Origin of the sequence: Burkholderia metallica (genome assembly GCF_902832845.1) — a bacterium.
GTDB classification, from domain to species: domain Bacteria; phylum Pseudomonadota; class Gammaproteobacteria; order Burkholderiales; family Burkholderiaceae; genus Burkholderia; species Burkholderia metallica.
Genome location: NZ_CADFDB010000011.1, coordinates 72787 through 95584, shown reverse-complemented (window position 1 = coordinate 95584; position 22798 = coordinate 72787). Strand labels below are relative to the sequence as shown.

Sequence of the window (22798 nt, the reverse complement as noted above, 5' to 3'; positions counted from 1 at the left end):
GCGAACCGCATCCCTATTGAGCAGAGCACACGAGATGGACGGAACAGGACAGGCATTGCAGGCGGCGCTCGAGCATCATCAGGCGGGGCGTCTCGCGGAAGCGAAGACGCTGTACGACGCGATCCTCACCGCGCAGCCGGGCCAGCCGGATGCGCTGCATTTTCTCGGGCTGCTGGCGTGCCAGCTGAAGCAGTACGACGCGGGACTCGCGCTGATGGAGCAATCGCTCGTCGAGCGGCCGGACGCGTCGTACTTCAACAACCTGGGCAACATGCTGCGCGAAAGCGGCCGGCTCGACGACGCGATCGCGCACTATCGGCGCGCGGTGGCGCTGCGGCCGGACTATCCGGAAGCGCACAACAACCTCGGCAACGCGCTGCGCGACGCGCGCGAGCCGGTGGCCGCGATGGAGAGCTGCGCGCGGGCGATCGAGCTGCGCCCCGGCTATGCGCAGGCGTACAACAACCTCGGCAACGCGTTGCAGGATCTGGGCGACCTTGATCGCGCCGCGTCGCACTACGGTCGCGCGATCGAGCTGGACCCGTCGATGGCGATGGCCCACGCGAACTTGAGCGCCGTGCGTCACCGGCAGCTGCGCTGCGCGGAGGCGCTCGCGCATGCGCAGGACGCGATCCGGCTCGCGCCGAACCTCGCCGAAGCGCACAACCACGCGGGCAACGCGTATCACGGACTGGACCGGCTCGACGCGGCGCAGGCCAGCCATCGCACGGCTGTCACGCTGAATCCGGCGGACGCCGGCGCGTGCCACAACCTGTCCGTCGTGCTGCTGAAGCTGCAGCGGCTCGACGAGGCGCTCGTGTATTGCCGGCAGGCGTTGCAGGCCGGCCCGCCGGCCGTGTTGATGCACGTCAATCTCGGCGACATCCTGCGCGCGCAGGGCAACGTCGATGCCGCGGTCCACGCGTATCGCGATGCGCTGGCGCTGGTGCGCGACGACGCCGACGACGTCGCGGCGACCGTGCTGAACCGGCTGCTGTTCAGCGCGGCGGCGTCCGCTTGCGTGAACCCCGCCGACTACCTGGCCGACGCGCGGCGCTACGGCCGGCACCTGGCCGCGCGTTCGACGCGCTATGCGCACGACCCGCGCGAGCGGGACGCGCGCGCACAAGGGCGGCCGCTGCGCGTCGGCTTCGTGTCCGGCGACCTGCGCCTGCATCCGGTCGGCATCTTCCTGGAAAGCGTGCTGGCGCACCTCGAGCGCACGCGCATCGACCTGCGCGTGTACGCGACCACGGACGAGGAGGACGCGATCACCGAGAAACTGAAGCCGCACGCGAACGGCTGGCGCTCGATCGCCGCGCTGGGTCCGGAGGCGGCCGCGCGAATGATTCACGACGACGAAATCGACGTCCTCGTCGACCTCGCGGGCCATACGCAGTCGAGCGGGCTTCCCGTGTTCGGCTGGAAACCCGCGCCGGTGCAGGCGAGCTGGCTCGGCTTCTTCGCGTCGACCGGCTGCGACGCGATCGACTACTTCATCGGCGACCGCTACACGCTGCCGGACGCCGAAGCGCATCACTTCGTCGAGAAGCCGTGGCGGCTGCCCGACAGCTTCCTGTGCTTCACGCCGCCGGCCTGCGACGTCGAGGTCGGCCCGCTGCCGATGGCGGCGAGCGGCCATCCGACCTTCGGTTGCTTCGGCCAGCTCGTGAAGATCGGCGACGACGTCGTGCGCGCGTGGTCGCGCATCCTGCACACACTGCCGGACGCGCGCCTGCTGCTCAAGGCGCATGAACTCGGCCGCGAGGGCGTGCGCGACGCGACCGCCGCGCGCTTCGCGCGGCATGGCATCGACGCGGACCGGCTGATCCTCGAGGGCGGTTCGCCGCGCGCGGAATACTTTGCCGCGTATCACCGCATCGACGTCGCGCTGAGTCCGTTTCCGTACCCGGGCGGCACGACCACGGCCGAAGCGCTGTGGATGGGCGTGCCGGTGCTCGGGATGAAGGGCAGCCGGTTCGTCACGCACATTTGCGAAAGCGTGCTGCACGCGGCGGGCATGGGCGAATGGGTCGCTGACGGCGAGGACACCTATGTCGCGAAGGCGATCGCGGCGGTGCGCGATCGCGAGCAGCTCGCGGCGCTGCGCGCCGGGCTGCGCGCGCAGCTGCTCGCATCGCCGTTGTGCGACGCGCGCCGGTTCGCCGCGCATCTCGAAGCGGCGTTCCTCGCCATGTGGCAACGCTATACGAACTTGGAGCAGGAAGCATGAACGATATCCACGACACGCTGCAGTCCGCGCTGGCGCATCATCAGGCGGGGCGTCTCGCGGAAGCGAAGACGCTGTACGACGCGATCCTCGCCGCGCAGCCGGGCCAGCCGGATGCGCTGCATTTCCTCGGGCTGCTCGCGTGCCAGCTGAAGCAGTACGACGCGGGGCTCGCACTGATGGAGCAATCGCTCGTCGAGCGGCCGGACGCGTCGTACTTCAACAACCTGGGCAACATGCTGCGCGAAAGCGGCCGGCTCGACGACGCGATCGCGCACTACCGGCGCGCGGTGGCGCTGCGGCCGGACTATCCGGAAGCGCACAACAACCTCGGCAACGCGCTGCGCGACGCGCGCGAGCCGGCGGCTGCGATGGAGAGCTGCGCGCGCGCGATCGAGCTGCGGCCCGGCTATGCGCAGGCGTACAACAACCTCGGCAACGCGCTGCGGGATCTGGGCGAGCACGAGGCGGCGGCGGCGAGCTACGCCAAGGCGGTCGCGCACCAGCCGCAATACGCGGATGCGTACTGCAATCTCGGCAACGCGCTGCATGCGCAGGAGAAATTCGACGATGCTGCGGATGCCTATCGTCGCGCCATCTCGCTGCAACCGGGCTTCCGTGTCGCGCACCAGGGGCTGAGCGAGACGCTGCGCGCGGCAGGTGATCTGCGGGGTGCGGTCGACCATGCGCGCGAGGGACTCGATCCAGGCGACGCGGACGCGCACTGCGTACTGGCAAGGCTGCTGCAGCGTATCGGCGATTTCGACAAGGCGCTCGAACTGCTCGAGCAGGCGGTCGCGATCGACCCCGCGCATGCACAGGCATGGGCGTGGCTCGGCGATTTGCGCAACCAGCAGGGCGAATACGGGGAGGCGGTGCAAGTGTGCCGGCGTGCGATCGAGCTTGATCCCGAACTGGCCGACGCATACAACTTCCTTGGCTTCGCGTATCACAACCTCAACTTGCTGGCCGCCGCGGAGTTGAGCCACCGGCATGCGATCGACCTGAACCCGGACGATGCCGACGCGCATCACAACCTTGCCGCCGCGCTGTTTCGGCTCGAGAAGCTCGACGAGGCGATGAAGCACACCGAGATCGCGCGGGAGCTCGGCATCGATCCGCTGAAGGTCCAGATGACGCTCGGCGACATCCTGTGGGCGAAAGGGGATCTCGCCGGCGCGCTGGATGCGTTCCGCTCGGCGATCCGGCACGACCTGCATCGCGCGTACTCGCGGATGCTGTTCAACATGTCGAGCTCGCCCGCGTTCGAACCGCAGGAGTGGGTCGCTGAAGCGCGCCGCTACGGCGAGCATCTCGAGCGCGACGCGCATCCGTTCGAGCACGACCGCGCGCAGCGCGTCGCGCAGGCGCAGGGGCGGCCACTGCGCGTCGGCTTCGTGTCGGGCGACCTGCGGCAGCACCCGGTCGGCATCTTCCTTGAAAGCGTGCTCGCGCGGATCGACCGGTCGCGCATCGAGCCGCACGCCTATGTGACGTTCGTCGGCGAGGACGACGTGACCACGCGGCTCAGGCCGAACTTCGCGAGCTGGAAGAAGGTGGTCAGCCTGGGTCGCGAGGAGGCCGCGCAACTGATTCGCGACGACGGCATCGACATCCTGATCGATATGGCGGGCCATACCAACTGGAGCGGCCTGCCGATCTTCGGGCACAAGCCCGCGCCGGTGCAGGCGAGCTGGCTCGGATTCTTCGCAACGACCGGTTGCCGCGCGATCGACTATTTCATCGGCGATGCCTATACGCTACCGGCCGACGAGGCGCATCACTTCACCGAACGGCCGTGGCGACTGCCGGACAGCTACCTGTGCTTCACGCCGCCGCCGTACGATGTCGCGGTCGGCCCGCTGCCGATGGCGACTCATGGCGGCGTCACGTTCGGCTGCTTCGGCAAGCTGATCAAGATCAGCGACGAGGTCGTCGCGCTGTGGTCGCGCATCTTGCACGCGCTGCCGGACGCGCGCCTGCTGCTGAAGGCCCATGAGCTCGGCGCCGGCGACGTGAACCACGCGACGCTCGAGCGCTTCGCGCGGCACGGCATCGGCGCGGATCGGCTGATTCTCGAAGGCGGTTCGCCGCGTGCGGAGTACTTCGCCGCGTATAACCGCATCGACATCGCGCTGAGCCCGTTCCCGTACCCGGGTGGCACGACTACCGCCGAAGCGCTGTGGATGGGCGTGCCGGTGCTCGGGATGAAGGGCAGCCGGTTCGTCACGCACATTTGCGAGAGCCTGCTGCACGCGGCCGGCATGGGCGAATGGATCGCGGAAGACGAGGCGGCGTACCTCGCGAAGGCCGTCGCGTTCGCGCGCGACCGCGACGGGCTGGCGACGCTGCGTGCAACGCTGCGCGAGCGCGCGCTGGCGTCGCCGCTGTGCGATGCGTCGCGCTTCGCACGCAACCTCGAGGACGCGCTGCACGGCATGTGGACCCGCTACGCGGCCGGTGAGACGGCGACCCGGGACGCGTGACGAGCGGGATCGCGCCACGGCTGGAAGCCGCGCTCGGGCATCGTCGGGCCGGCCGCCCGAGATGATCGGGGCGGCCGTCGAGCGGGCGACGCGGGCGTAGCCGGCGCGATCCGGCTCGCGCTCCCGCCTGCAGGCGAAAAAAAAGCCGCATGGAAGCGGCTCGACGGTACGGCGACAACGGACCGCTCGACTGGCGGCGTCTTTTAATTCGAAATGCGCGGCGGGCGAGACGCCCGGCCGGTCACAGCATGCCGGCCTTCTGGTACTGGCTCGCGGCCTTGATCCGCTCCTGGGACTGCGCAAATTCCGCAGCCAGGCGGTCACGGTCGGTCTGCGCATGCTCCGTGATCGACGCGTCGATCGCCATGATCTGCCGCACCTGGTCCAGCGCGTCTGGCGTCTGCTCGCCGGACAGGTTCATCAGCAGCGGCGAGCGTTCGTCGACGAGGGCCGCGACGCGCACCCAGTCGCGTGCGTCGGCTGCCGACTGCATCGCGCGGGTCAGGTCGAAGGCGCGGGACAGGGTGTCGTTCGTCATGGTCAGGTCCGTTCGGTGCGGTTGCGACTTACTTGTTGGTGGCCATCGCGCCCGCGCTGTTCTGGCCGCCGAACAGCTGGGTCAGGTAGCGGGTGTTGTTCGCCATCTGCGCCATCAGCGTGTTCAGCGCGGTGAACTGCGCGGTGTATTGCGTGGTCAGCTGGTTCGAGTAGGTCTGCAGTTGCGTGGCCTGATTCTGCACGCTCGTCAGATCGGCATTGATCGCGGTGTTGCGCTGGTCGATCAGGCCGGACGTCTGCGTGTACGAGTTGATGTTCGCATTGAGCGCCTGGGCGATGCCGTTCGTCTGGTTGAAGATCGCCGCCACCGCGGAACCGTTCGACTTGAGCGCGGTGGTCAGCGCGGCGGTGTCGACCGACATCGCGCCGGTCGAGTCCACGTTGATGCCGATGCTGCCGAGCGCATAGGTCGTGCCGCCCGTCGTGACGCCGCTGCTGAGCGTCGTCGCGAGCGTGTTCCTGATGGTGTTCAGCATCGCGTCGCCGAGCAGCGGGCCGGCGGTCTTCGCCGTCGGGTCGTAGGACGACAGCGATTTCGCCGTGCTCACGAAGTTGCTGTATGCGGTCGCGAAATTGTTGATCGCGGTCGTCGCCGCGGCCGTGTCCTGCGACAGCGTGACGGTTTGCGTCGTGCCGACGGCGGCCTGCGACAGCGCCAGCGTGACGCCCGTCAGCGCGCCCGACACGTTGTTCGACGCGCTCGACACCGGCGTGCCGTCGATCGTCAGCTTCGCGTCGGCGGCCGGCGTGACCGTCGTGTACCCCGACGTCAGTTTCGAATTGACGCCCGTACCCGTGATCGAAATCGTGTTGGCCGCGCCGGTGGCGTTCGACTGCATCACGAGATGCTGGCCGTCCGAACCGGTGATGACCGATGCGGTGACGCCGGCATTGCCGGATGCCGAATTGATCGACGACGCGATGTCGGACAGCGACGCGCCGGCCGCCACGCTGACGTTGAACGCGGGGTTGCTGCCGAAGGTGATGCTCAGCGAGCCGGCCGAGATCGTGTCCGCCGACGTCACGCCGGCCGACGACAGCTTGTTGGCGGTCGCGAGTTGCGTGACATTGACCGAATACGAACCGGCCACCGCGCCGCTGCCGCTCGTGACCGTCGTCGCGATGCCGCTGCCGCTCGCCGTCGCGGCCAGGCTGCCGAGCGTGGTGCCGTTCGAGAGGCCGGTGAGCGCGGTCTGCAGCGCGGACAGCGCACCCTTCAACTGGCCGATCGCGGACAGCTGCGTATTGTCGTTCGTCTGGCGGGTCTGCAGGGTCTGCAATTGCCCGGCCGTCTTCGCGTTCACCAGCGTCGTGACGAGCGTATTGACGTCGAGCGACGAATTGGTCGCGCCGCTGATGATCGACTGTCCGGCCTGCGACAGGAGGGTGCTGATGTCTGTGCTGCTGACGGGGGTCGTGGTGGCCATGCCGTTGCTCCGGTCGTCCGCGCAATCAACGTGCGCGATGCGGCGGGGCGCCGCGGTTCAATGCAAAGAGGGAGGCGTGCCTCCCTGGAGAATTCTGATCCGGGCGGGTTCGGCGGCGTCGCGATGCGTCGCATGGTGACGCCGCCGGGCCCGGAGGCGGGCGGGCGCGTGGCCCGCCGCGGGTGCTGCTCGATTAGCCGAGGAGCTTCAGGACTTGCTGCGGCAGCGAGTTCGCTTGCGCCAGAACCGAGATACCAGCTTGTTGCAGCACTTGCGCCTTGCTCAGGTTCGCCGTTTCCGTCGCGAAGTCCGCGTCGGTGATCTGCGAGCGAGCGGCGGTCATGTTGGTTGCCTGGGTTTGCGTCGTCGAGATCGCAGCCTGGAACGTGTTCTGTGCTGCGCCCAGCGTTGCCTGGAACGTGTTGACTTGCTTCAGTGCCGCGTCGATCGCCGTGATCGCCGATTGCGCGCCCGACTGGGTGGCGACGCTCAGTGAGTTCACGCTCATGCCCGTGCTGCTCCAGGTCGCCGTGCCGAAGTCGACGGTAACGACCTGGTTCGCTGCTGCGCCGATCTGGAACGTGACGCTGCCGGCGCCGCCCAGGATGGTCTGGCTGTTGAACGTCGTTTGCGATGCGACACGGTCGATTTCGCCGAGACGCGTCGTCACTTCAGCTTGCAGGTTCGCGCGAGCGCTCGAATCCAGCGAGCCGTCGCCCGCTTGTTGCGCCAGCGTACGGATACGCTGCAGGTTGTCGACCGTCGATTGCAGCGCGCCGTTGGCGGTCTGGATCATCGAGATGCCGTTGTTCGCGTTTGCAACACCTTGCGTCAGCGCATTGATTGCCGCCGTTTGCGACGTCGAGATCGCGAGGCCTGCTGCATCGTCAGCAGCGGTGTTGATGCGCTTGCCCGACGACAGGCGGTTGATTGCTTGCGACAGTGCGCTTTGCGAGCCCGACAGATTCGTCTGCGTCGTCAGCGAAAGGATGTTGGTGTTGATGTTCAGCATTTGCTTCCTCGTTTTGGAAAATGCCTGGGATACAGACAGGTTCTGATTTCGGCGTTGCGCTTTATCGCGACTGGCGCTGCCCGCCTTTCCTGGTTGACGGCGACACCCGGCGAAAACTTTAGAGGGATGTTTGGGTAAATTCGGGACGGAAGGGTGGTTGTCGGCCGAAAGGCACGCCCGGCTTGGCCGGCCGGGCCGCGGGCAGGCGCGGCACCCGGCCCCGTTCGACGGGGCGATCGGCCGCGTCACGCGGCGCGACGAACCGGGGGACGCAAAAGGGTAGTTTTATCTGTGATTCCCTGCTATGATGGCGGGCTGAATTGAGATTTCTGTCACGCCTCTGCCGTTTTCGGCATGTCTGCTGGCAGTCAAACGCGGCGCTGCACGCGGTTGTGAAGCGTACTCGCGGTGCTTTCCGCCTCTCTTTTCCGGCCTCCGAGGCCGTATTTCCGCTCGTTTCGCCTGTTCGTGGGGACGCTCGGTTGGCCGGTGCGTGGCGCTTGGCCGCTACGTTTTTGACCGTTTAAGCAATTTAGGAACGACATGACGACGATTCTTCTGAAAGAAAACGAGCCGTTCGAAGTGGCGATTCGCCGCTTTCGCCGTGCTATCGAAAAAAATGGCCTGATCGCTGAACTGCGCGAACGCCAGTCCTACGAAAAGCCGACCGCAGTCCGCAAGCGCAAGAAGGCAGCAGCCGTCAAGCGCCTGCACAAGCGTCTGCGCAGCCAGATGCTGCCGAAGAAGCTCCACTAAGAGCGTCTGACGGTTCGCCGCGAAACGGCGGAGCGTGCTTCGAAAGAAGCCGCTTCGCCGTTTTGCTTTTGGGCCCGGGAAAACCCCGGGGCCGCCGCGGTTGCGGCGCGCTGGCGCGCCGTCAGCCCGCGTTGCGCCGGCGAGCCGGCTGCTTGCCGGCGAGCGCCTTGCATTGCGCGTGGCACGGGCAGCCGACCTCGTGATCGTTGACCATCCCGGTGGCCTGCATCAGCGCATAGCAGATCGTCGAACCGACGAACTTGCAGCCGTACGCCTTCAGCGCCTTGCTGAGCGCGTCGGACTGTTCGGTCGACGCGGGGGCGTCGCGATACGACTGCCACGCGTTCTGGACCGGCGTGTTGCCCACGAACGACCACATGAACGCGGCGAGCGACCCATGCTCGTCGCGGATGCGCTGCACGGCCCGCGCATTGGTGACCGCCGATTCGACCTTCGCCCGGTTGCGCACGATGTCGGGATTCTCCAGCAGCTTCTCGATGCGCGTCGGCGTGAAGCGCGCGACCGCATCGACGTCGAAATCGGCGAAGGCTTCGCGGTAGCCCGCACGCTTGTTCAGGATCGTCGACCACGACAGCCCGGCCTGCGCGCCTTCCAGGATCAGCATTTCGAACAGGTGGCGATCGTCGTGCGACGGCACGCCCCACTCGGTATCGTGATAGTGAGCATCCGCTTCCGTCTTCACCCAGTTGCACCGCTGCGACATCGTCTGCCTCGCTTTCCGTATCGATTCGATCGCGCCAGCATAGCGGAAGCCGTTTTCGCGGAACAGCCGGCCGAACGGTAGATGGGCGCGCGGCGCCGATCCGGTTAAGCTTGGCGCCTGTTCGAATCAGCGGGATGAAGGCATGGCGGCATTACTTTTTGCGATCGGCATCGACGGCGGCGGCACCGGCACACGCGCGGTGCTGGCCGATCGGCACGGGCGCGAGCTCGCGCAGGGGCGCGGCGGCCCGTCGGGGCTCGGGCTCGGCATCGAGCAGGCATGGGCGTCGATCGGCGCGGCCTGCGCGAGCGCGTTCACGCAGGCCGGCTTCGCGTTCGACTGGTCGCAGTGCGCACTCGGCTGCGGGCTCGCGGGCGTCAACAACGCGGCGTGGCTCGCCGCATTTCGCGCGCAAGCGCCGCTCGGCGCGCTCGCGGTCGAGAGCGACGCATATACGACCGTCGTCGGCGCGCACGGCGGCGCGCCGGGGCTGATCGTCGCGCTCGGCACCGGCAGCATCGCGGCGGCGCTCGATGCGGGCGGCGTGTGCCGGATCGCGGGCGGTTTCGGCTTTCCGTCCGGCGACGAGGCGAGCGGCGCATGGCTCGGCGTGCGCGCGCTCGCATATGCGCAGCAGGCGCTCGACGGCCGCGTGCCGCGCGACGCGTTCGCCGACGCGCTGCTCGCGGAAACGGGCGCGCAGGATCGCGACGCGCTCGTCCAGTGGTCGTGCGATGCGAATCAGACGATCTACGCGCGGCTCGCGCCTATCGTGTTCGCGCACCGTTCGCATCCGGTCGCGCTCGCGCTGATCGCGCAGGCGGGCGACGAGATCGGCAAGATGATCGACGCGCTCGATCCGCAGCAGGCGCTGCCGGTCGCGCTGTGCGGCGGGCTGGCCGACGCGCTCGCGCCCGCCGTGCCGGCGCGCCACGCCGCGCGGCTGCGCGCGCCGCTCGACGATTCGGCGCATGGCGCGCTGCGGCTCGCGCTGCAGGCGCTGCGGGCGGCGGAAGGCGGCTGAGCGCGTGTGACGGCGAACACCGGCAAGCGGTGGTCGAGCGCACGTCGAAGTCGGGTCGGCGGCGGCGGCTCGCGTCGAACCGTCCGGCGGCCAACCGGGCGCGACGTTAAAATGGCCGTTCCGCAGAGCCCTGAGCGCCATTCTTCCGCCCCATGTACAAAGTCATCGCCACCGATCTCGACGGCACCCTGCTGAACAGCGACCACCAGCTCGATCCGTATACGATCGACACCGTCCGCCGGCTCGATCGCGACGGCCTGCAGTTCGTGATCGCCACCGGGCGCCATTATGCGGACGTCGCCGGCATTCGCGACGTGCTGGGCATCCGGCCGTACCTGATCACGTCGAACGGGGCGCGCGTACACGCGCCGGACGACACGACGATCCACGCGCAGGACATCGATCCGGCGATCGTCCGCGGCCTCGTGCAGCCGGACGTCGTCGGCGCGCACGGCCGCGTGATCGTCAACCTGTTCACCGACCAGGGCTGGCTGATCGACCGCGATGCGCCGCACCTGCTCGAATTCCACCAGGATTCGGGCTTTCGCTACGACGTGATCGACATGGTCGCGCACGACGGCGCGGATATCGCGAAGGTGCTGTACATCGGCGAGCCGGCCGATCTGGCAGTCGTCGCCGAACAGATGCGCGTGCGCTACGGCGATGCGCTGTACGTCACGTACTCGCTGCCCGACTGCCTCGAAGTGATGACCGCGAACGTGTCGAAGGGCCGCGCGCTGCGCTCGGTGCTCGCGCGGCTCGGCGTCGACACCGGCCACTGCATCGCGTTCGGCGACAACATGAACGACATCGACCTGCTCGAAACCGCCGGTCACGCGTTCATGATGAACAACGCGAATCCCGACCTGATCGCGCGCCTGCCGCACATCCCGCGCATCGGCAACAACTTCGACGCGGGCGTCGCCCGCCACCTGCGCACGCTGTTCTCGCTGGAAAGCGACGTCCCCGCCTCCTGAGCGTGTTTCCGGGCGGTATCGCCGCGCGGAAATGAAAAACGGGCGCCAGGGGCGCCCGTCGAAATTGCCTGCCTCGATGTTCTTCGACAGCGTGAGGCTCGCTGCTCTGCTCGCTTGACCCCGTAGTGTTTTATTCGCTTGTGCGAGCGGATGCCGGCAGCAGGTCGACGGCGTCGTCACGCCCGGCGACCAGCGGGTAGATGATCCCTGCGAGCGCCGCACCGATCAGCGGTGCGACCCAGAACAGCCACAGCTGGCCGATCGCGTCCCCGCCCACGAACAGCGCCGGGCCGGTCGAGCGCGCCGGGTTCACCGACGTGTTGGTGACCGGGATCGAGATCAGGTGAATCAGCGTCAGGCACAGCCCGATCGCGATCGGCGCGAAGCCGGCCGGCACGCCGCGCTTGTCGGTCGCGCCGAGGATCACGAACAGGAAGAAGCCCGTCATCACGACTTCGCAGATGAACGACGCGGTGAGCGAGTAGTGGCCGGGCGAGCGCTCGCCGAAGCCGTTCGTCGCAAAGCCGCTGCCGACCACGTCGAAGCCCGGCTTGCCGGTCGCGATCAGGTACAGCACGAACGCGCCGAGCGTCGCGCCGACAACCTGCGCGACGATGTACGGCACGAGATCGCGCGCCGGGAAGCGGCCGGCGACCGTCAGGCCGACGCTCACCGCCGGGTTCAGGTGGCAGCCCGAAATATGGCCGATTGCGAATGCCATCGTCAGCACGGTCAGGCCGAAGGCAAGTGCGACGCCGGCAAAGCCGATGCCGAGGCCCGGAAAGGCGGCGGCCAGCACGGCGCTTCCGCACCCGCCGAGCACCAGCCAGAACGTGCCGAATACCTCTGCAGCGAGACGCTGAGAAAGATTCATGTAAGGACCTCGTTCAAGTGGATTGACTACAACCGGACGACTCGACAGATTTAAACCGTCATCCGGAATTGGTCTGGATTATAGGAAATGAATCGGGCGTTGGAGGGTCAACGATTGTTAAATTTGAATGGCTGACGAATGCCTTTATTAGAATAAGTCCGCATTCTCGATATAGCCGAATCGGTTAAAGATGGCAGCATTAATTTCGAAGGGGTAGGGCGGCAGTGCGGATGGCGTAACGGATGTTGGTGTCCCGGCCGGATTCGCCGGGGCCGCATCATCGAAAAGGGAGTCGAAAAATGTCTCAATACGCGAAACTCAAGGCGCAGATCGCGGATCTGCAGGCGCAGGCGGACGATGTGCGCCGCCAGGAAGTGGCGGCGGTGATTGCCGAAGTCCAGCAAAAGATTGCCGAATACGGGCTGACCGCCCAGGATCTGGGCTTCGCGGAGCGAGCGAAGCGCGGGCGTCCGCCGAAAAAGGCGCCGCTGCCCCCGAAATACCGCGATCCGAAGTCGGGCGCGACGTGGAGCGGGCGCGGCAAGCCGCCGAATTGGATCGTCGGTAAAAACCGCGATCGTTTCCTGATCGAATGACCGAAAGTCCAAACAAAAAAGCCGCATCGAGATGCGGCTCTTTTGTTTGGCGCGCCGATTTCGGCGCGGATTGGATTACGGAATATTTCCTCGCGGATTTCCGTGTCAGGCGCCGGCGACGCGGCGCAATGCCGGGTGACGGGTGCCCGTGCAAAGCGATTCGTAAGTTTCGACATAACGCTGCGCCATCGCCTTCGAGCTGAAACGCGTGTCGAAACGTTCGCGAATGGCGGTGCGCGACAGGCTGTCGATCCGGTGCAGCGCGCCGACCGCGCCTTGTACGTCCTCGACGATGAAGCCCGTTACGCCGTCCTCGATCACTTCCGGCACCGAGCCGCGGTTGAACGCGACGACCGGCGTGCCGCAGGCCATCGCCTCGATCATCACCAGGCCGAACGGCTCCGGCCAGTCGATCGGGAACAGTAGCGCCTTCGCGCCGGACAGGAACGCCGGCTTCTGCGCCTCGTTGATCTCGCCGATGAATTCGACGTGCGCCTGGTCGAGCAGCGGCTCGATCACTTCCTTGAAATAGTCGGCGTCGGCCTTGTCGACCTTCGCGGCGATCTTCAGCGGCAGCCCGCTTTGCGCGGCGATCCGGATCGCGGTGTCGACGCGCTTTTCCGGACAGATCCGGCCGAGGAACGCGAGGTATTCGGGCTTCACGCCCGGCTGCGGCGTGAGCAGCGTGTCCGGCAGCCCGTGATATACGGTGCCGGCCCACGCGGCCTGCGGCAGCGGCTTGCGCTGGTTGTTCGAGATCGACACGACCGGCGAATCGGGGAACGCGTCGAACACCGGCTGCAGTTCCGGCAGGTCGAGACGGCCGTGCAGCGTCGTCACGTACGGCGTGTCGAGGCGCGACATCAGCGCGAACGGCAGGTAGTCGAGGTGAAAGTGCAGCACGTCGAATTCGTGCGCGACCCGCGCGACCTGTTCGATCAGGCGCATATGGGGTGCCATCGAATCGCGGATCGACGGATCGAGTCGCAGCGCGCGCGGCCAGGCCGGTTCGAGGCGGGCCGACGTGACGGAGTCGCCGCTGGCGAACAGCGTCACGTCATGGCCGAGTTCGACGAGCGCCTCGGTGAGGTAGGACACGACGCGCTCGGTGCCGCCGTAGAGTTTCGGCGGAACGGCTTCGTAAAGCGGCGCGATCTGGGCAATTCGCATGGATGTTCTCCTGTGTCGATCCGCGTGGGCGCTTCGGCGCCGGTACGGACCCCGTACGAGGGTTGCGGAACTTGCCGACGCACGCGGTTGGCGGTACGTGGCCGTGCCCTGGGCGGGGTGTGCGGGGCGCCGGACGGCAAGCTGCGGGGCGGGCCGGCACGGCTCGCGCCGCAGCCCATTGGAGTCCATTATCGATATCGCTCCGAGGGGTTCGAGTGTTTTTTCAAACACTTAAGGCTTGTTACACGCTGAAATACGCGAAAACCCCGATAAAAAGGGCACGGAATCAGGAATGGAGATAGATGCATCTATTGTTGCACTGGCGTGAAAAAGCACTATAATTTTTACCGATCCGATTGCCGGCAGCCCTGCCGGCAAGCCTTCCGCGCCATGCGGCGGCCGTCGGCCTCCCATCGCAGCCCAATTTGCGCTGCCGCCCGTTTTCCCGATTGCGCCTTTCAATTCGCCTTGTCGGAAAAATTCCTACACGGTTTACAGACAAATCCTGCATGGCATACGCCACTTCGCTGATACCGACATAAATGCCGTTTGGCCAAAATTCGGCCTGTAAGACTATAAACGAGCCGACTGCGCGCCAAGAGCGCTCTGATCGAGCAAACGTTTTCATAACACGAAATGGCCAAAGCAAAGCTCTTTAACGGGGGAATCATGAGCGCTACCAGCGAAATGCTCAGTGAGATCAAAGAGGTCAATCTGTCGTACCTCCTCCTCGCGCAACGCCTGCTGCGGGAAGATAAAGCGATGGGCATGTTCCGCATGGGCATTTCCCAGGAACTCGCCGACGTGCTCGCGAACCTCACGCTCGCCCAGACCGTGAAGCTCGCCGCGTCGAACCAGATGCTGTGCCGCTTCCGCTTCGATGATCACGCGCTGCTGTCGTCGCTCGCCGACAAGGGCCGCAGCGACGTCGTCGCGCACGCCCACTCGGCCATCCTGATGGCCGGGCAGCAGGTCGAAGGCGTCCGCTGATCCATCCCGCCTTGCGTATGTCCCGGCGCGCCGCGCCGGCGGGCAGCGTATTGGCCATCCATCGAATAACGTCAAGCGGACGGTTATCACCATGGCAAGCAAAAGCGTCGTGATCGAGGTGAAGGAAATCACCCTCGCCATCGAACTGATCGAACTGGGCGCCCGGCTGCAACTGCTGGAAGCGGAGACGAGCCTGTCGCGGGACCGTCTGATCAAGCTGTACAAGGAACTGAAGGGCGTGTCGCCGCCGAAGGGGATGCTGCCGTTCTCGACCGACTGGTTCATGACGTGGCAGCCGAACATCCACTCGTCGCTGTTCTACAACATCTACCGGTTCATGCAGGACCACGGCCGCTGCGAGCCGATCCAGTCGATCGTGAAGGCGTACCGGCTCTATCAGGAGCACGTGAACCTGTCCGGCGACGAAGCCGTGCTGAGCCTCACGCGCGCATGGACGCTCGTGCGCTTCTTCGATTCGGGGATGCTGCAGATGACCCCGTGCACGCGCTGCGGCGGCCATTTCGTCGCGCATGCGCATGATCCGCATCAAGGTTTCGTCTGCGGCCTCTGCCAGCCGCCGTCGCGCGCGGGCAAGACCCGCAAGGCCGCCGCCGCACGCGCCGAGATGGCCGCCGCCGCGGCCTGAGCGCCGGGCCGGGCGGGGCGCTCGGGCCGCAACGGGCGGCGCGAATCGCCTGCGAAGCGTCCGCGAATTGCTGGTAAACACCGTCGGGCCGCCGCCGGGCGGCCGCGAAAGTTTTCCTGCCGACTGCCGTAAACCTGTTTAACGGCGGTCTCCCCGCCGGTCATTCGTGAGGGACAGGCAGTGCTGATTATCGTGGGAACACTCGTGACGCTGTTGTCCGTCTTCGGCGGTTATGCGCTGGCAGGCGGGCATCTGGGCGCATTGATCCAGCCCGTCGAGATCCTGATGATCGCGGGCGCGGGCGTCGGCGCGTTCATCCTCGGCAACGGCGGCAAGACCATCAAGGCCACGCTGCGCGTGCTGCCGACGCTCTTCAAGGGCTCGAAATACACGAAAGACGTCTACATGGAGCTGATGGCGCTGCTCTACGTGCTGCTCGCGAAGGCACGCAAGGAAGGCACGCTCACGCTCGAGGCCGACATCGACGATCCGGAAAAGAGCCCGATCTTCACGCAATACCCGAAGATCCTCGCCGATCGTCACATCGTCGAGTTCCTGACCGACTACCTGCGCCTGATGGTGGGCGGCAACATGAACGCGTTCGAGATCGAGAGCCTGATGGACGAGGAGATCGAGACGCACCACGCGGAAGGCGAAGGCCCGGCGCACGCGCTGATGCGCGTCGGCGACGCGATGCCGGCGTTCGGCATCGTCGCGGCCGTGATGGGCGTCGTGCATACGATGGCGTCGGCCGACAAGCCGCCCGCGGTGCTCGGCGCGATGATCGCGCAGGCGCTGGTCGGCACGTTCCTCGGGATCCTGCTGTCGTACGGGCTGATCGGGCCGCTCGCGAGCCTCGCGGAGCAGCGCGTCGCCGAGTCGACCAAGATGTTCCAGTGCATCAAGGTGACGATCCTCGCGACGCTGAACGGCTATGCGCCGGCGATTGCGGTCGAGTTCGGCCGCAAGGTGCTGTTCTCGACCGAGCGTCCGTCGTTCTCGGAGCTCGAAGAGCACGTGCGCCGCGTGAAGGCGAAGTGACGCGGAGCGCCCGATGAGCAAGAGCAAGGATCGCGCAATCGTCGTCAAGCGGGTGGCCCCGGCGAAGAAGGGCCACCACGGCGGCGCCTGGAAGCTCGCGTACGCGGACTTCATGACCGCGATGATGGCGTTCTTCCTGCTGATGTGGCTGCTGAGCTCGGTCACGCCGGTGCAGCTGAAGGGGATCGCCGAATACTTCAACACGCCGCTGAAGGCCGCGCTGTTCGGCAGCGGCGATCGCAGCTCGCAGGATTCCAGCATCATCAACGGCGGCGGCCGCGACCTGTCGAGCGTCGACGCCGGCACGCTGCGCCGCACCGACGGCACGACGCAGCTCGCCGAACGCTTCGCGAAGCTGGGCGACGAGCAATCCCGGTCGCAGGCGCAGGGCGCGCAGGACCGGCTCGAGCAGGCGCGCCTGCACGACCTGCAGATCAAGCTGATGGCCGCGATCGAGGCCAATCCGACGCTGCGCCAGTTCAAGCAGCAGATCCGCATCGATTCGACGCTGATGGGGCTGCGCATCGAGATCGTCGATACGCAGAAGCGGCCGATGTTCGCGATGTCGAGCGATAACGTCGAGCCATACATGCGCGACATCCTGCGCGAGATCGGCAAGACGCTGAACGACGTGCCGAACCGGATCATCGTGCAGGGCCACACCGACGCCGTGCCGTACGCGGGCGGCGAGCGCGGCTACAGCAACTGGGAGCTGTCGGCCGACCGCGCGAACGCGTCGCGCCGCGAGCTGATCGCCGGCGGCATGGACGAGGCGAAAGTGCTGCGCGTGCTCGGCCTCGCGTCGACGCAGAACCTGAACAAGGCCGACCCGCTCGATCCGGAAAACCGCCGGATCAGCGTGATCGTGCTGAACCGCAAATCCGAAGAGGCGCTGATGCGCGACGATGCGACGACCACGACGCTGTCGGCCGATGCGGCCGGCTCGCACGCGCTCGCGCAGCAGCTCGGCGGCGCGGCGCCGGCCGCGCGCCCGGCGCTCGCGGCGTCCGCGCTCGCCGTGCCGAAACCATAACGCTTACACGATTCCGAGACAGACATGATCCGAACCATTCTCGCCATCGACGACTCCGCGACCATGCGTGCGCTGCTCCAGGCGACGCTGGCGCAGGCCGGCTACGACGTGACGGTGGCGCCGGACGGCGAGGCCGGCTTCGACCTGGCGGCCACCGTGCCGTACGACCTGGTGCTGACCGACCAGAACATGCCGCGCAAGAGCGGGCTCGAAGTGATCGCCGCGCTGCGCAAGCTGACCGCCTATACGGAAACGCCGATCCTCGTGCTGACGACGGAAGGCAGCGACGCGTTCAAGGACGCCGCACGCGATGCGGGCGCGACCGGCTGGATCGAGAAGCCGATCGACCCCGCCGTGCTGATCGACCTGGTCGCGACGCTGTCCGAACCGGCCGCTTCCTGACATTCACGCGACGCATTCAACCCGGGACCGGGCATGACTCTCGACATCACTCAGTTCTATCAGACATTTTTCGACGAAGCGGACGAGCTGCTCGCGCAGATGGAGCAGTTGCTGCTGAACCTCGACGTCGGCGCGCCCGACCCCGAGGATCTGGCCGCGATCTTCCGCGCCGCGCATTCGATCAAGGGCGGCGCGGCGACGTTCGGCTTTTCCGCGCTGACCGATACGACGCACATCCTCGAATCGCTGCTCGACCGCGCGCGCAATCACGAGCTGACGCTGACCAAGGACATGGTCGATGCGTTCCTCGAGACCAAGGACGTGCTGTCCGACCAGCTGGTCGACTACCGCGCGAGCGCCGAACCGGACGCGGCCGCCGCCGCGGCGATCTGCGCGAAGCTCGAACGCCTGCAGGCCGAAAGCGGCGCGGGTGCGCCGGCTGCTGCACCGGTCGCCGCCGCCGCTCCCGCCGCGCCGATTGCGGAACCGGCCGCCGGCGGCGACCGCGCGCCCGACCACGTGGTCGAGCAGGCCGTCGCGGCCGCGCATCCGGCGGCCGACGCCGAAGCGGGCGAGAGCGGCCCGCACCTGAAGATCACGCTCGTGGGCGTCGACGCGAAGGATCGCGAACTGCTCACCGAGGAACTCGGCAATCTCGGCCGGATCGTCGGCCGTGAAGAAGCCGGCGCCGACCTGACGCTGTGGGTCGAATCGGACGTGCCGTCCGACGACATCGTCGCCGTGTGCTGCTTCGTGATCGACGAAAGCCAGATCCGCGTCGGGCACGGTACGGCGCCGGCCGCGCCGGCTGCCGCGCAGGACGTAGCGGCACCGGGGGCGGAACCGGCCGCCGCCGCGTCACCGGCGCGCGTGGAGATGTTCGCGCCGCCGGCCGCGGCCCCGCAACCGGCCGCACCGGCGCCGGCGCAGGCAGCCGCGGAGCCGGCCGCGCAAGCGCAGGCTCAGACGCCGCAACCGGCCCAGCCAGCCCATGCCGACGCCGCGTCGCAGGCCGCCGCGCATCACGACGACAAGCGCGCGCGCCCGGCCGCCGCGGCCGCATCGGGCGCCGAAGGCAGCTCGATTCGCGTCGGCGTCGAGAAGGTCGACCAGCTGATCAACCTCGTCGGCGAGCTCGTGATCACGCAGGCGATGCTCGCGGAAACCGCGAGCGCGTTCGATCCGGCGCTGCACGACCGCCTGTTCAACGGGATGGCGCAGCTCGAGCGCAACGCGCGCGACCTGCAGGAAGCCGTGATGTCGATCCGCATGATGCCGATGGACTACGTGTTCAGCCGCTTCCCGCGGCTCGTGCGCGACCTCGCCGGCAAGCTCGGCAAGCAGGTCGAACTGGTCACGTTCGGCCAGGCGACCGAACTCGACAAGAGCCTGATCGAACGGATCATCGATCCGCTCACGCACCTCGTGCGCAACAGCCTCGACCACGGGATCGAGACGGTCGACAAGCGCGTCGCCGCCGGCAAGGACGCGGTCGGCCAGCTCGTGCTGTCGGCCGCGCACCACGGCGGCAACATCGTGATCGAGGTGAGCGACGACGGCGCGGGCCTGAACCGCGAACGGATTCTCGCGAAGGCCGCGAAGCAGGGCATGCAGGTGTCCGACAACATCAGCGACGACGAAGTCTGGCAACTGATCTTCGCGCCGGGCTTCTCGACGGCCGAAACGGTGACCGACGTGTCGGGCCGCGGCGTCGGGATGGACGTGGTGAAACGCAACATCCAGTCGATGGGCGGCCACGTCGAGATCTCGTCGCAGGCCGGCCGCGGCACGACCACGCGGATCGTGCTGCCGCTCACGCTCGCGATCCTCGACGGGATGTCGGTGAAGGTCGGCAACGAGATCTTCATCCTGCCGCTGAACTTCGTGATGGAGTCGCTGCAGCCGTCGAACGACGACATCTACACGGTCGGCAACGGCGAGCGCGTGGTGCGCGTGCGCGGCGAATACCTGCCGCTCGTCGCGCTGCACGAGGTGTTCTCGGTCGAGGACGCGCGCACCGATCCGACGCAAGGGATCGTCACGATCATGGAAACCGAGGGGCGCCGCTTCGCGATGCTGATCGACGAACTGGTCGGCCAGCAGCAGGTGGTCGTGAAGAACCTCGAAACCAATTACCGCAAGGTGCACGGCATCTCGGCGGCGACCATCCTCGGCGACGGCAGCGTCGCGCTGATCGTCGACGTCGCGGCGCTGAACCGCGAAACCCGTGCGATGCACGGCGCCCGCGCGGGCGCCGAGCTCGCGATGTTCTGATGTCTCTCGCCATACAACCGATTGGGGGCAAACGTGTCTGCTGAAGTCCAAATGATCAATCCGGCCGCGGCGAACGCGGCAACCAGCCGCCGCGACGCGGAACATGGCGACGCGACGGGCCAGGAATTCCTCGTGTTCACGCTCGGCGACGAGGAATACGGGATCGACATCCTGAAGGTGCAGGAAATCCGCGGCTACGACAGCGTCACGCGCATCGCGAACGCGCCCGAGTTCATCAAGGGCGTGATCAACCTGCGCGGGATCATCGTGCCGATCGTCGACATGCGGATCAAGTTCCATCTGGGCCGCGTCGAGTACGACCACCAGACGGTGGTGATCATCCTGAACGTCGCGCATCGCGTGGTCGGGATGGTGGTGGACGGCGTGTCGGACGTGCTGACGCTGCAGACCGACCAGATCATGCCGGCGCCGGAATTCGGCGCGACGCTGACGACCGAGTACCTGACGGGCCTCGGCACGGTCGACGGCCGGATGCTGATCCTGATGGACATCGAGAAGCTGATGTCGAGCCGTGAAATGGCACTGATCGAGACGCTCGGCGCGTAAGCGCGCCGCGCGCGCAGGAATTTCGGGAGAATCTGCAATGTTGCATAACTGGTCGATCCGCACGACGCTCACGGCGGTCGGACTCATCCTCGTGGCGCTGGCCGCCGCCGTCGGCGGGCTCGGCCTCTACGCGCTGAATCACGCGAGCCGCTCGCTCGACGAGATCGCGCACGTCGACCTGCCGGCGATCCACACGCTCGACGATACGTCGTCGTACCTGCTGCGCGCGCGCGTGTCGCTCGACCGCTTCCGGTCGCTGACGGAAGCCGGCAACGCGGCCGAAGCGGCCAAGGTGCTCGACCGCGCGCAGGAGCTGTACGCGAAGTCGAACCAGAACTGGCAGGCGTTCCAGTCGACGCCGAAACTCGGCGTCGAGCAGGCGCTCGTCGACGAACTGACCGCGCGCTACACGACGATCGTGAAGGAAGGCGTCGAGCCCGAATTCGCGGCCGCGCGCGCGGGCGACATGGCCGCGTACCACGCGGTCGCCGATACCAAGATCAGCCCGATGTTCGTCGCGTACGACCAGGCCGCGTCGGCCGTGATCGCGTCGCTGCAGCGGCGCGCGGAAGATCGCCAGGCCGCGACGCAATCGCAGATCTCGCTGATGATCGGGCTGATCGCGGCCGGCATCGCGATCGCGTTCGTCGTCGTGATCGCGATCCGCTTCGCGCTGCGCGGGCTGATCGTGAAGCCGCTCGAGGACGCGATCGCGCACTTCGAGCGCATCGCCGGCGGCGACCTCACGCAGCCGGTCGACGTGTTCAGCACGAACGAGATCGGGCGCCTGTTCGGCGGCATCAAGCGGATGCAGGACGCCGTCACGACGATGGTGCAGGCCGTGCATCGCGGCACCGAGTCGATCGACGTCGGCGCGCGCGAGATCGCGACCGGCAACACCGACCTGTCGCAGCGCACCGAGGAGCAGGCCGCATCGCTGCAGGAAACGGCGTCGAGCATGGAGCAGCTGACGGGCACCGTGCGCCAGAACGCGGAGAACGCGCGGCAGGCCAGCCAGCTCGCGGTGAACGCGTCGGACATCGCGACGCGGGGCGGTGACGTGGTCGGCCAGGTCGTAGCGACGATGCAGGACATCGCGGCGAGCTCGGGCAAGGTCGTCGACATCATCGGCACGATCGAAGGCATCGCGTTCCAGACCAACATCCTCGCGCTGAACGCGGCGGTCGAAGCCGCGCGCGCGGGCGAACAGGGCCGCGGCTTCGCGGTGGTCGCGGGCGAGGTGCGCTCGCTCGCGCAGCGCAGCGCGAGCGCGGCGAAGGAAATCAAGCAGTTGATCGGCGATTCGGCCGAGAAGGTCGAAAGCGGATCGGCGCTCGTGTCGCGCGCCGGCTCGACGATGGACGAGATCGTGCAGGCCGTGCGCCGCGTGACCGACATCATGGGCGAGATCAGCGCCGCGTCGGACGAGCAGTCGACCGGCATCGAGCAGGTCAACCGCGCGGTGGGCCAGATGGATTCGGTCACGCAGCAGAACGCGGCGCTCGTCGAGCAGGCGGCGGCCGCGGCCGCGTCGCTCGAGGAGCAGACACGCCAGATGAAGGCGATCGTGTCGGGCTGGCGCGTGTCGGGCGGCATCGTGCTCGCCCCGTCGCGCGGCGTTGCGCGGCCGCTCGCGCATGAACCGGCGCCCGCGTCGGCGCTCACGTCCGAGCCGCGTTTCGACGCGGCGCCGGTCGCCGCGCTGCCGGCCCCGTCGGGCGCCGCGCAACCGGCACGGCGCGCCGCGCCGGCGCCGCGTGGCGCCGCTGCGGCCGCGGCGGGCGCGGGTCGCGAACCGAAGCGCGCGGCCGATGCCGGCGCGCACGCGCAGAAGGATGCACCGGGTGCCGGCGGCACGGCCGCGGGCGGCTACGGGCCGCGTCTCGCGAAAACCGCCGCGCCGGCCGACAAGCCGGCCGCGAAGCCCGCGCTCGTGCGCCCGGCGCTGAACGGCGAGAAGCCGGCGGCGGCCACGGCCGGCGCGTCCGACGACGACTGGGAGACCTTCTAA

At 67.4% G+C, this 22798-nt stretch carries 20 protein-coding genes; 14 read left to right on the top strand and 6 right to left on the bottom strand.

The window, feature by feature from the left end; genetic code table 11:
• The first annotated feature begins 34 nt into the window (after positions 1 to 34).
• Positions 35 to 2233 carry a tetratricopeptide repeat protein gene (locus tag HWX08_RS27070; RefSeq protein WP_174922184.1) on the top strand — a complete coding sequence of 733 codons (2199 nt, stop codon included), beginning with the start codon at positions 35 to 37 and terminating at the stop codon, positions 2231 to 2233.
• Positions 2230 to 4716: a tetratricopeptide repeat protein gene (locus HWX08_RS27065; RefSeq protein ID WP_174922183.1), complete on the top strand. Its 2487-nt coding sequence runs from the start codon at positions 2230 to 2232 to the stop codon at positions 4714 to 4716. The genes HWX08_RS27070 and HWX08_RS27065 overlap by 4 nt, the downstream gene beginning before the upstream one ends.
• Before the next feature lie 241 nt (positions 4717 to 4957).
• Here the strand turns inward: HWX08_RS27065 and HWX08_RS27060 are convergent, their stop codons facing one another.
• The 3 genes from HWX08_RS27060 to HWX08_RS27050 all read right to left on the bottom strand — a co-directional run bounded on the left by HWX08_RS27060 (position 4958) and on the right by HWX08_RS27050 (position 7713).
• A complete protein-coding gene (locus tag HWX08_RS27060; RefSeq protein ID WP_011350579.1) occupies positions 4958 to 5254 on the bottom strand; it encodes a flagellar protein FliT in 297 nt (98 codons plus the stop codon).
• A gap of 28 nt (positions 5255 to 5282) precedes the next feature.
• On the bottom strand, positions 5283 to 6701 hold the full coding sequence (gene fliD, locus HWX08_RS27055; protein ID WP_174922182.1) for a flagellar filament capping protein FliD: 1419 nt from the start codon (positions 6699 to 6701) through the stop codon (positions 5283 to 5285).
• A 193-nt stretch (positions 6702 to 6894) separates the two neighbouring features.
• The gene (locus HWX08_RS27050) at positions 6895 to 7713 is read right to left on the bottom strand and encodes a flagellin domain-containing protein (RefSeq protein WP_174922211.1); all 819 of its coding nucleotides are present in this window, start codon (positions 7711 to 7713) and stop codon (positions 6895 to 6897) included.
• Positions 7714 to 8256: 543 nt separating this feature from the next.
• Here HWX08_RS27050 and rpsU point away from each other — a divergent pair.
• On the top strand, positions 8257 to 8469 hold the full coding sequence (rpsU, locus tag HWX08_RS27045; RefSeq protein ID WP_006401410.1) for a 30S ribosomal protein S21: 213 nt from the start codon (positions 8257 to 8259) through the stop codon (positions 8467 to 8469).
• A 121-nt stretch (positions 8470 to 8590) separates the two neighbouring features.
• On the opposite strand, the gene HWX08_RS27040 is transcribed toward rpsU, so the two are convergent.
• Positions 8591 to 9193 carry a DNA-3-methyladenine glycosylase I gene (locus tag HWX08_RS27040; RefSeq protein ID WP_174922181.1) on the bottom strand — a complete coding sequence of 201 codons (603 nt, stop codon included), beginning with the start codon at positions 9191 to 9193 and terminating at the stop codon, positions 8591 to 8593.
• Positions 9194 to 9335: 142 nt separating this feature from the next.
• Here HWX08_RS27040 and HWX08_RS27035 point away from each other — a divergent pair, with 142 nt between their 5' ends.
• On the top strand, positions 9336 to 10217 hold the full coding sequence (locus HWX08_RS27035) for a glucosamine kinase nucleotide-binding domain-containing protein (protein WP_175807101.1): 882 nt from the start codon (positions 9336 to 9338) through the stop codon (positions 10215 to 10217).
• A 152-nt stretch (positions 10218 to 10369) separates the two neighbouring features.
• Positions 10370 to 11194 carry a Cof-type HAD-IIB family hydrolase gene (locus HWX08_RS27030; RefSeq protein WP_107313625.1) on the top strand — a complete coding sequence of 275 codons (825 nt, stop codon included), beginning with the start codon at positions 10370 to 10372 and terminating at the stop codon, positions 11192 to 11194.
• A 130-nt stretch (positions 11195 to 11324) separates the two neighbouring features.
• On the opposite strand, the gene aqpZ is transcribed toward HWX08_RS27030, so the two are convergent.
• Positions 11325 to 12068 carry an aquaporin Z gene (aqpZ, locus tag HWX08_RS27025; RefSeq protein WP_069255461.1) on the bottom strand — a complete coding sequence of 248 codons (744 nt, stop codon included), beginning with the start codon at positions 12066 to 12068 and terminating at the stop codon, positions 11325 to 11327.
• Positions 12069 to 12367: 299 nt separating this feature from the next.
• Between aqpZ and HWX08_RS27020 the strand changes: the two genes are divergently transcribed.
• Positions 12368 to 12664, top strand: coding sequence for an H-NS histone family protein (locus HWX08_RS27020; protein ID WP_021162849.1), 297 nt, complete (start codon positions 12368 to 12370; stop codon positions 12662 to 12664).
• Positions 12665 to 12769: 105 nt separating this feature from the next.
• On the opposite strand, the gene HWX08_RS27015 is transcribed toward HWX08_RS27020, so the two are convergent.
• Positions 12770 to 13834 carry a glycosyltransferase family 4 protein gene (locus HWX08_RS27015; RefSeq protein WP_069255462.1) on the bottom strand — a complete coding sequence of 355 codons (1065 nt, stop codon included), beginning with the start codon at positions 13832 to 13834 and terminating at the stop codon, positions 12770 to 12772.
• Between the two features lie 669 nt (positions 13835 to 14503).
• Here HWX08_RS27015 and flhD point away from each other — a divergent pair.
• The 8 genes from flhD (at position 14504) to HWX08_RS26975 (ending at position 22798) form a co-directional block, all read left to right on the top strand.
• Entirely contained in the window at positions 14504 to 14824 is a 321-nt protein-coding gene (flhD, locus tag HWX08_RS27010; protein ID WP_011350590.1) for a flagellar transcriptional regulator FlhD, read from the top strand.
• Positions 14825 to 14915: 91 nt separating this feature from the next.
• The gene (flhC, locus tag HWX08_RS27005; RefSeq protein ID WP_069255463.1) at positions 14916 to 15470 is read left to right on the top strand and encodes a flagellar transcriptional regulator FlhC; all 555 of its coding nucleotides are present in this window, start codon (positions 14916 to 14918) and stop codon (positions 15468 to 15470) included.
• A gap of 180 nt (positions 15471 to 15650) precedes the next feature.
• Positions 15651 to 16511, top strand: coding sequence for a flagellar motor stator protein MotA (gene motA, locus HWX08_RS27000; RefSeq protein WP_069255464.1), 861 nt, complete (start codon positions 15651 to 15653; stop codon positions 16509 to 16511).
• Positions 16512 to 16524: 13 nt separating this feature from the next.
• Entirely contained in the window at positions 16525 to 17544 is a 1020-nt protein-coding gene (gene motB / locus HWX08_RS26995) for a flagellar motor protein MotB (protein ID WP_069255465.1), read from the top strand.
• Between the two features lie 24 nt (positions 17545 to 17568).
• The gene (locus HWX08_RS26990; protein WP_069255466.1) at positions 17569 to 17946 is read left to right on the top strand and encodes a response regulator; all 378 of its coding nucleotides are present in this window, start codon (positions 17569 to 17571) and stop codon (positions 17944 to 17946) included.
• A gap of 33 nt (positions 17947 to 17979) precedes the next feature.
• Positions 17980 to 20220, top strand: coding sequence for a chemotaxis protein CheA (gene cheA, locus HWX08_RS26985; RefSeq protein ID WP_175807100.1), 2241 nt, complete (start codon positions 17980 to 17982; stop codon positions 20218 to 20220).
• A 51-nt stretch (positions 20221 to 20271) separates the two neighbouring features.
• A complete protein-coding gene (cheW, locus tag HWX08_RS26980) occupies positions 20272 to 20787 on the top strand; it encodes a chemotaxis protein CheW (protein ID WP_069255468.1) in 516 nt (171 codons plus the stop codon).
• 37 nt (positions 20788 to 20824) lie between these two features.
• On the top strand, positions 20825 to 22798 hold the full coding sequence (locus tag HWX08_RS26975; RefSeq protein ID WP_175807099.1) for a methyl-accepting chemotaxis protein: 1974 nt from the start codon (positions 20825 to 20827) through the stop codon (positions 22796 to 22798).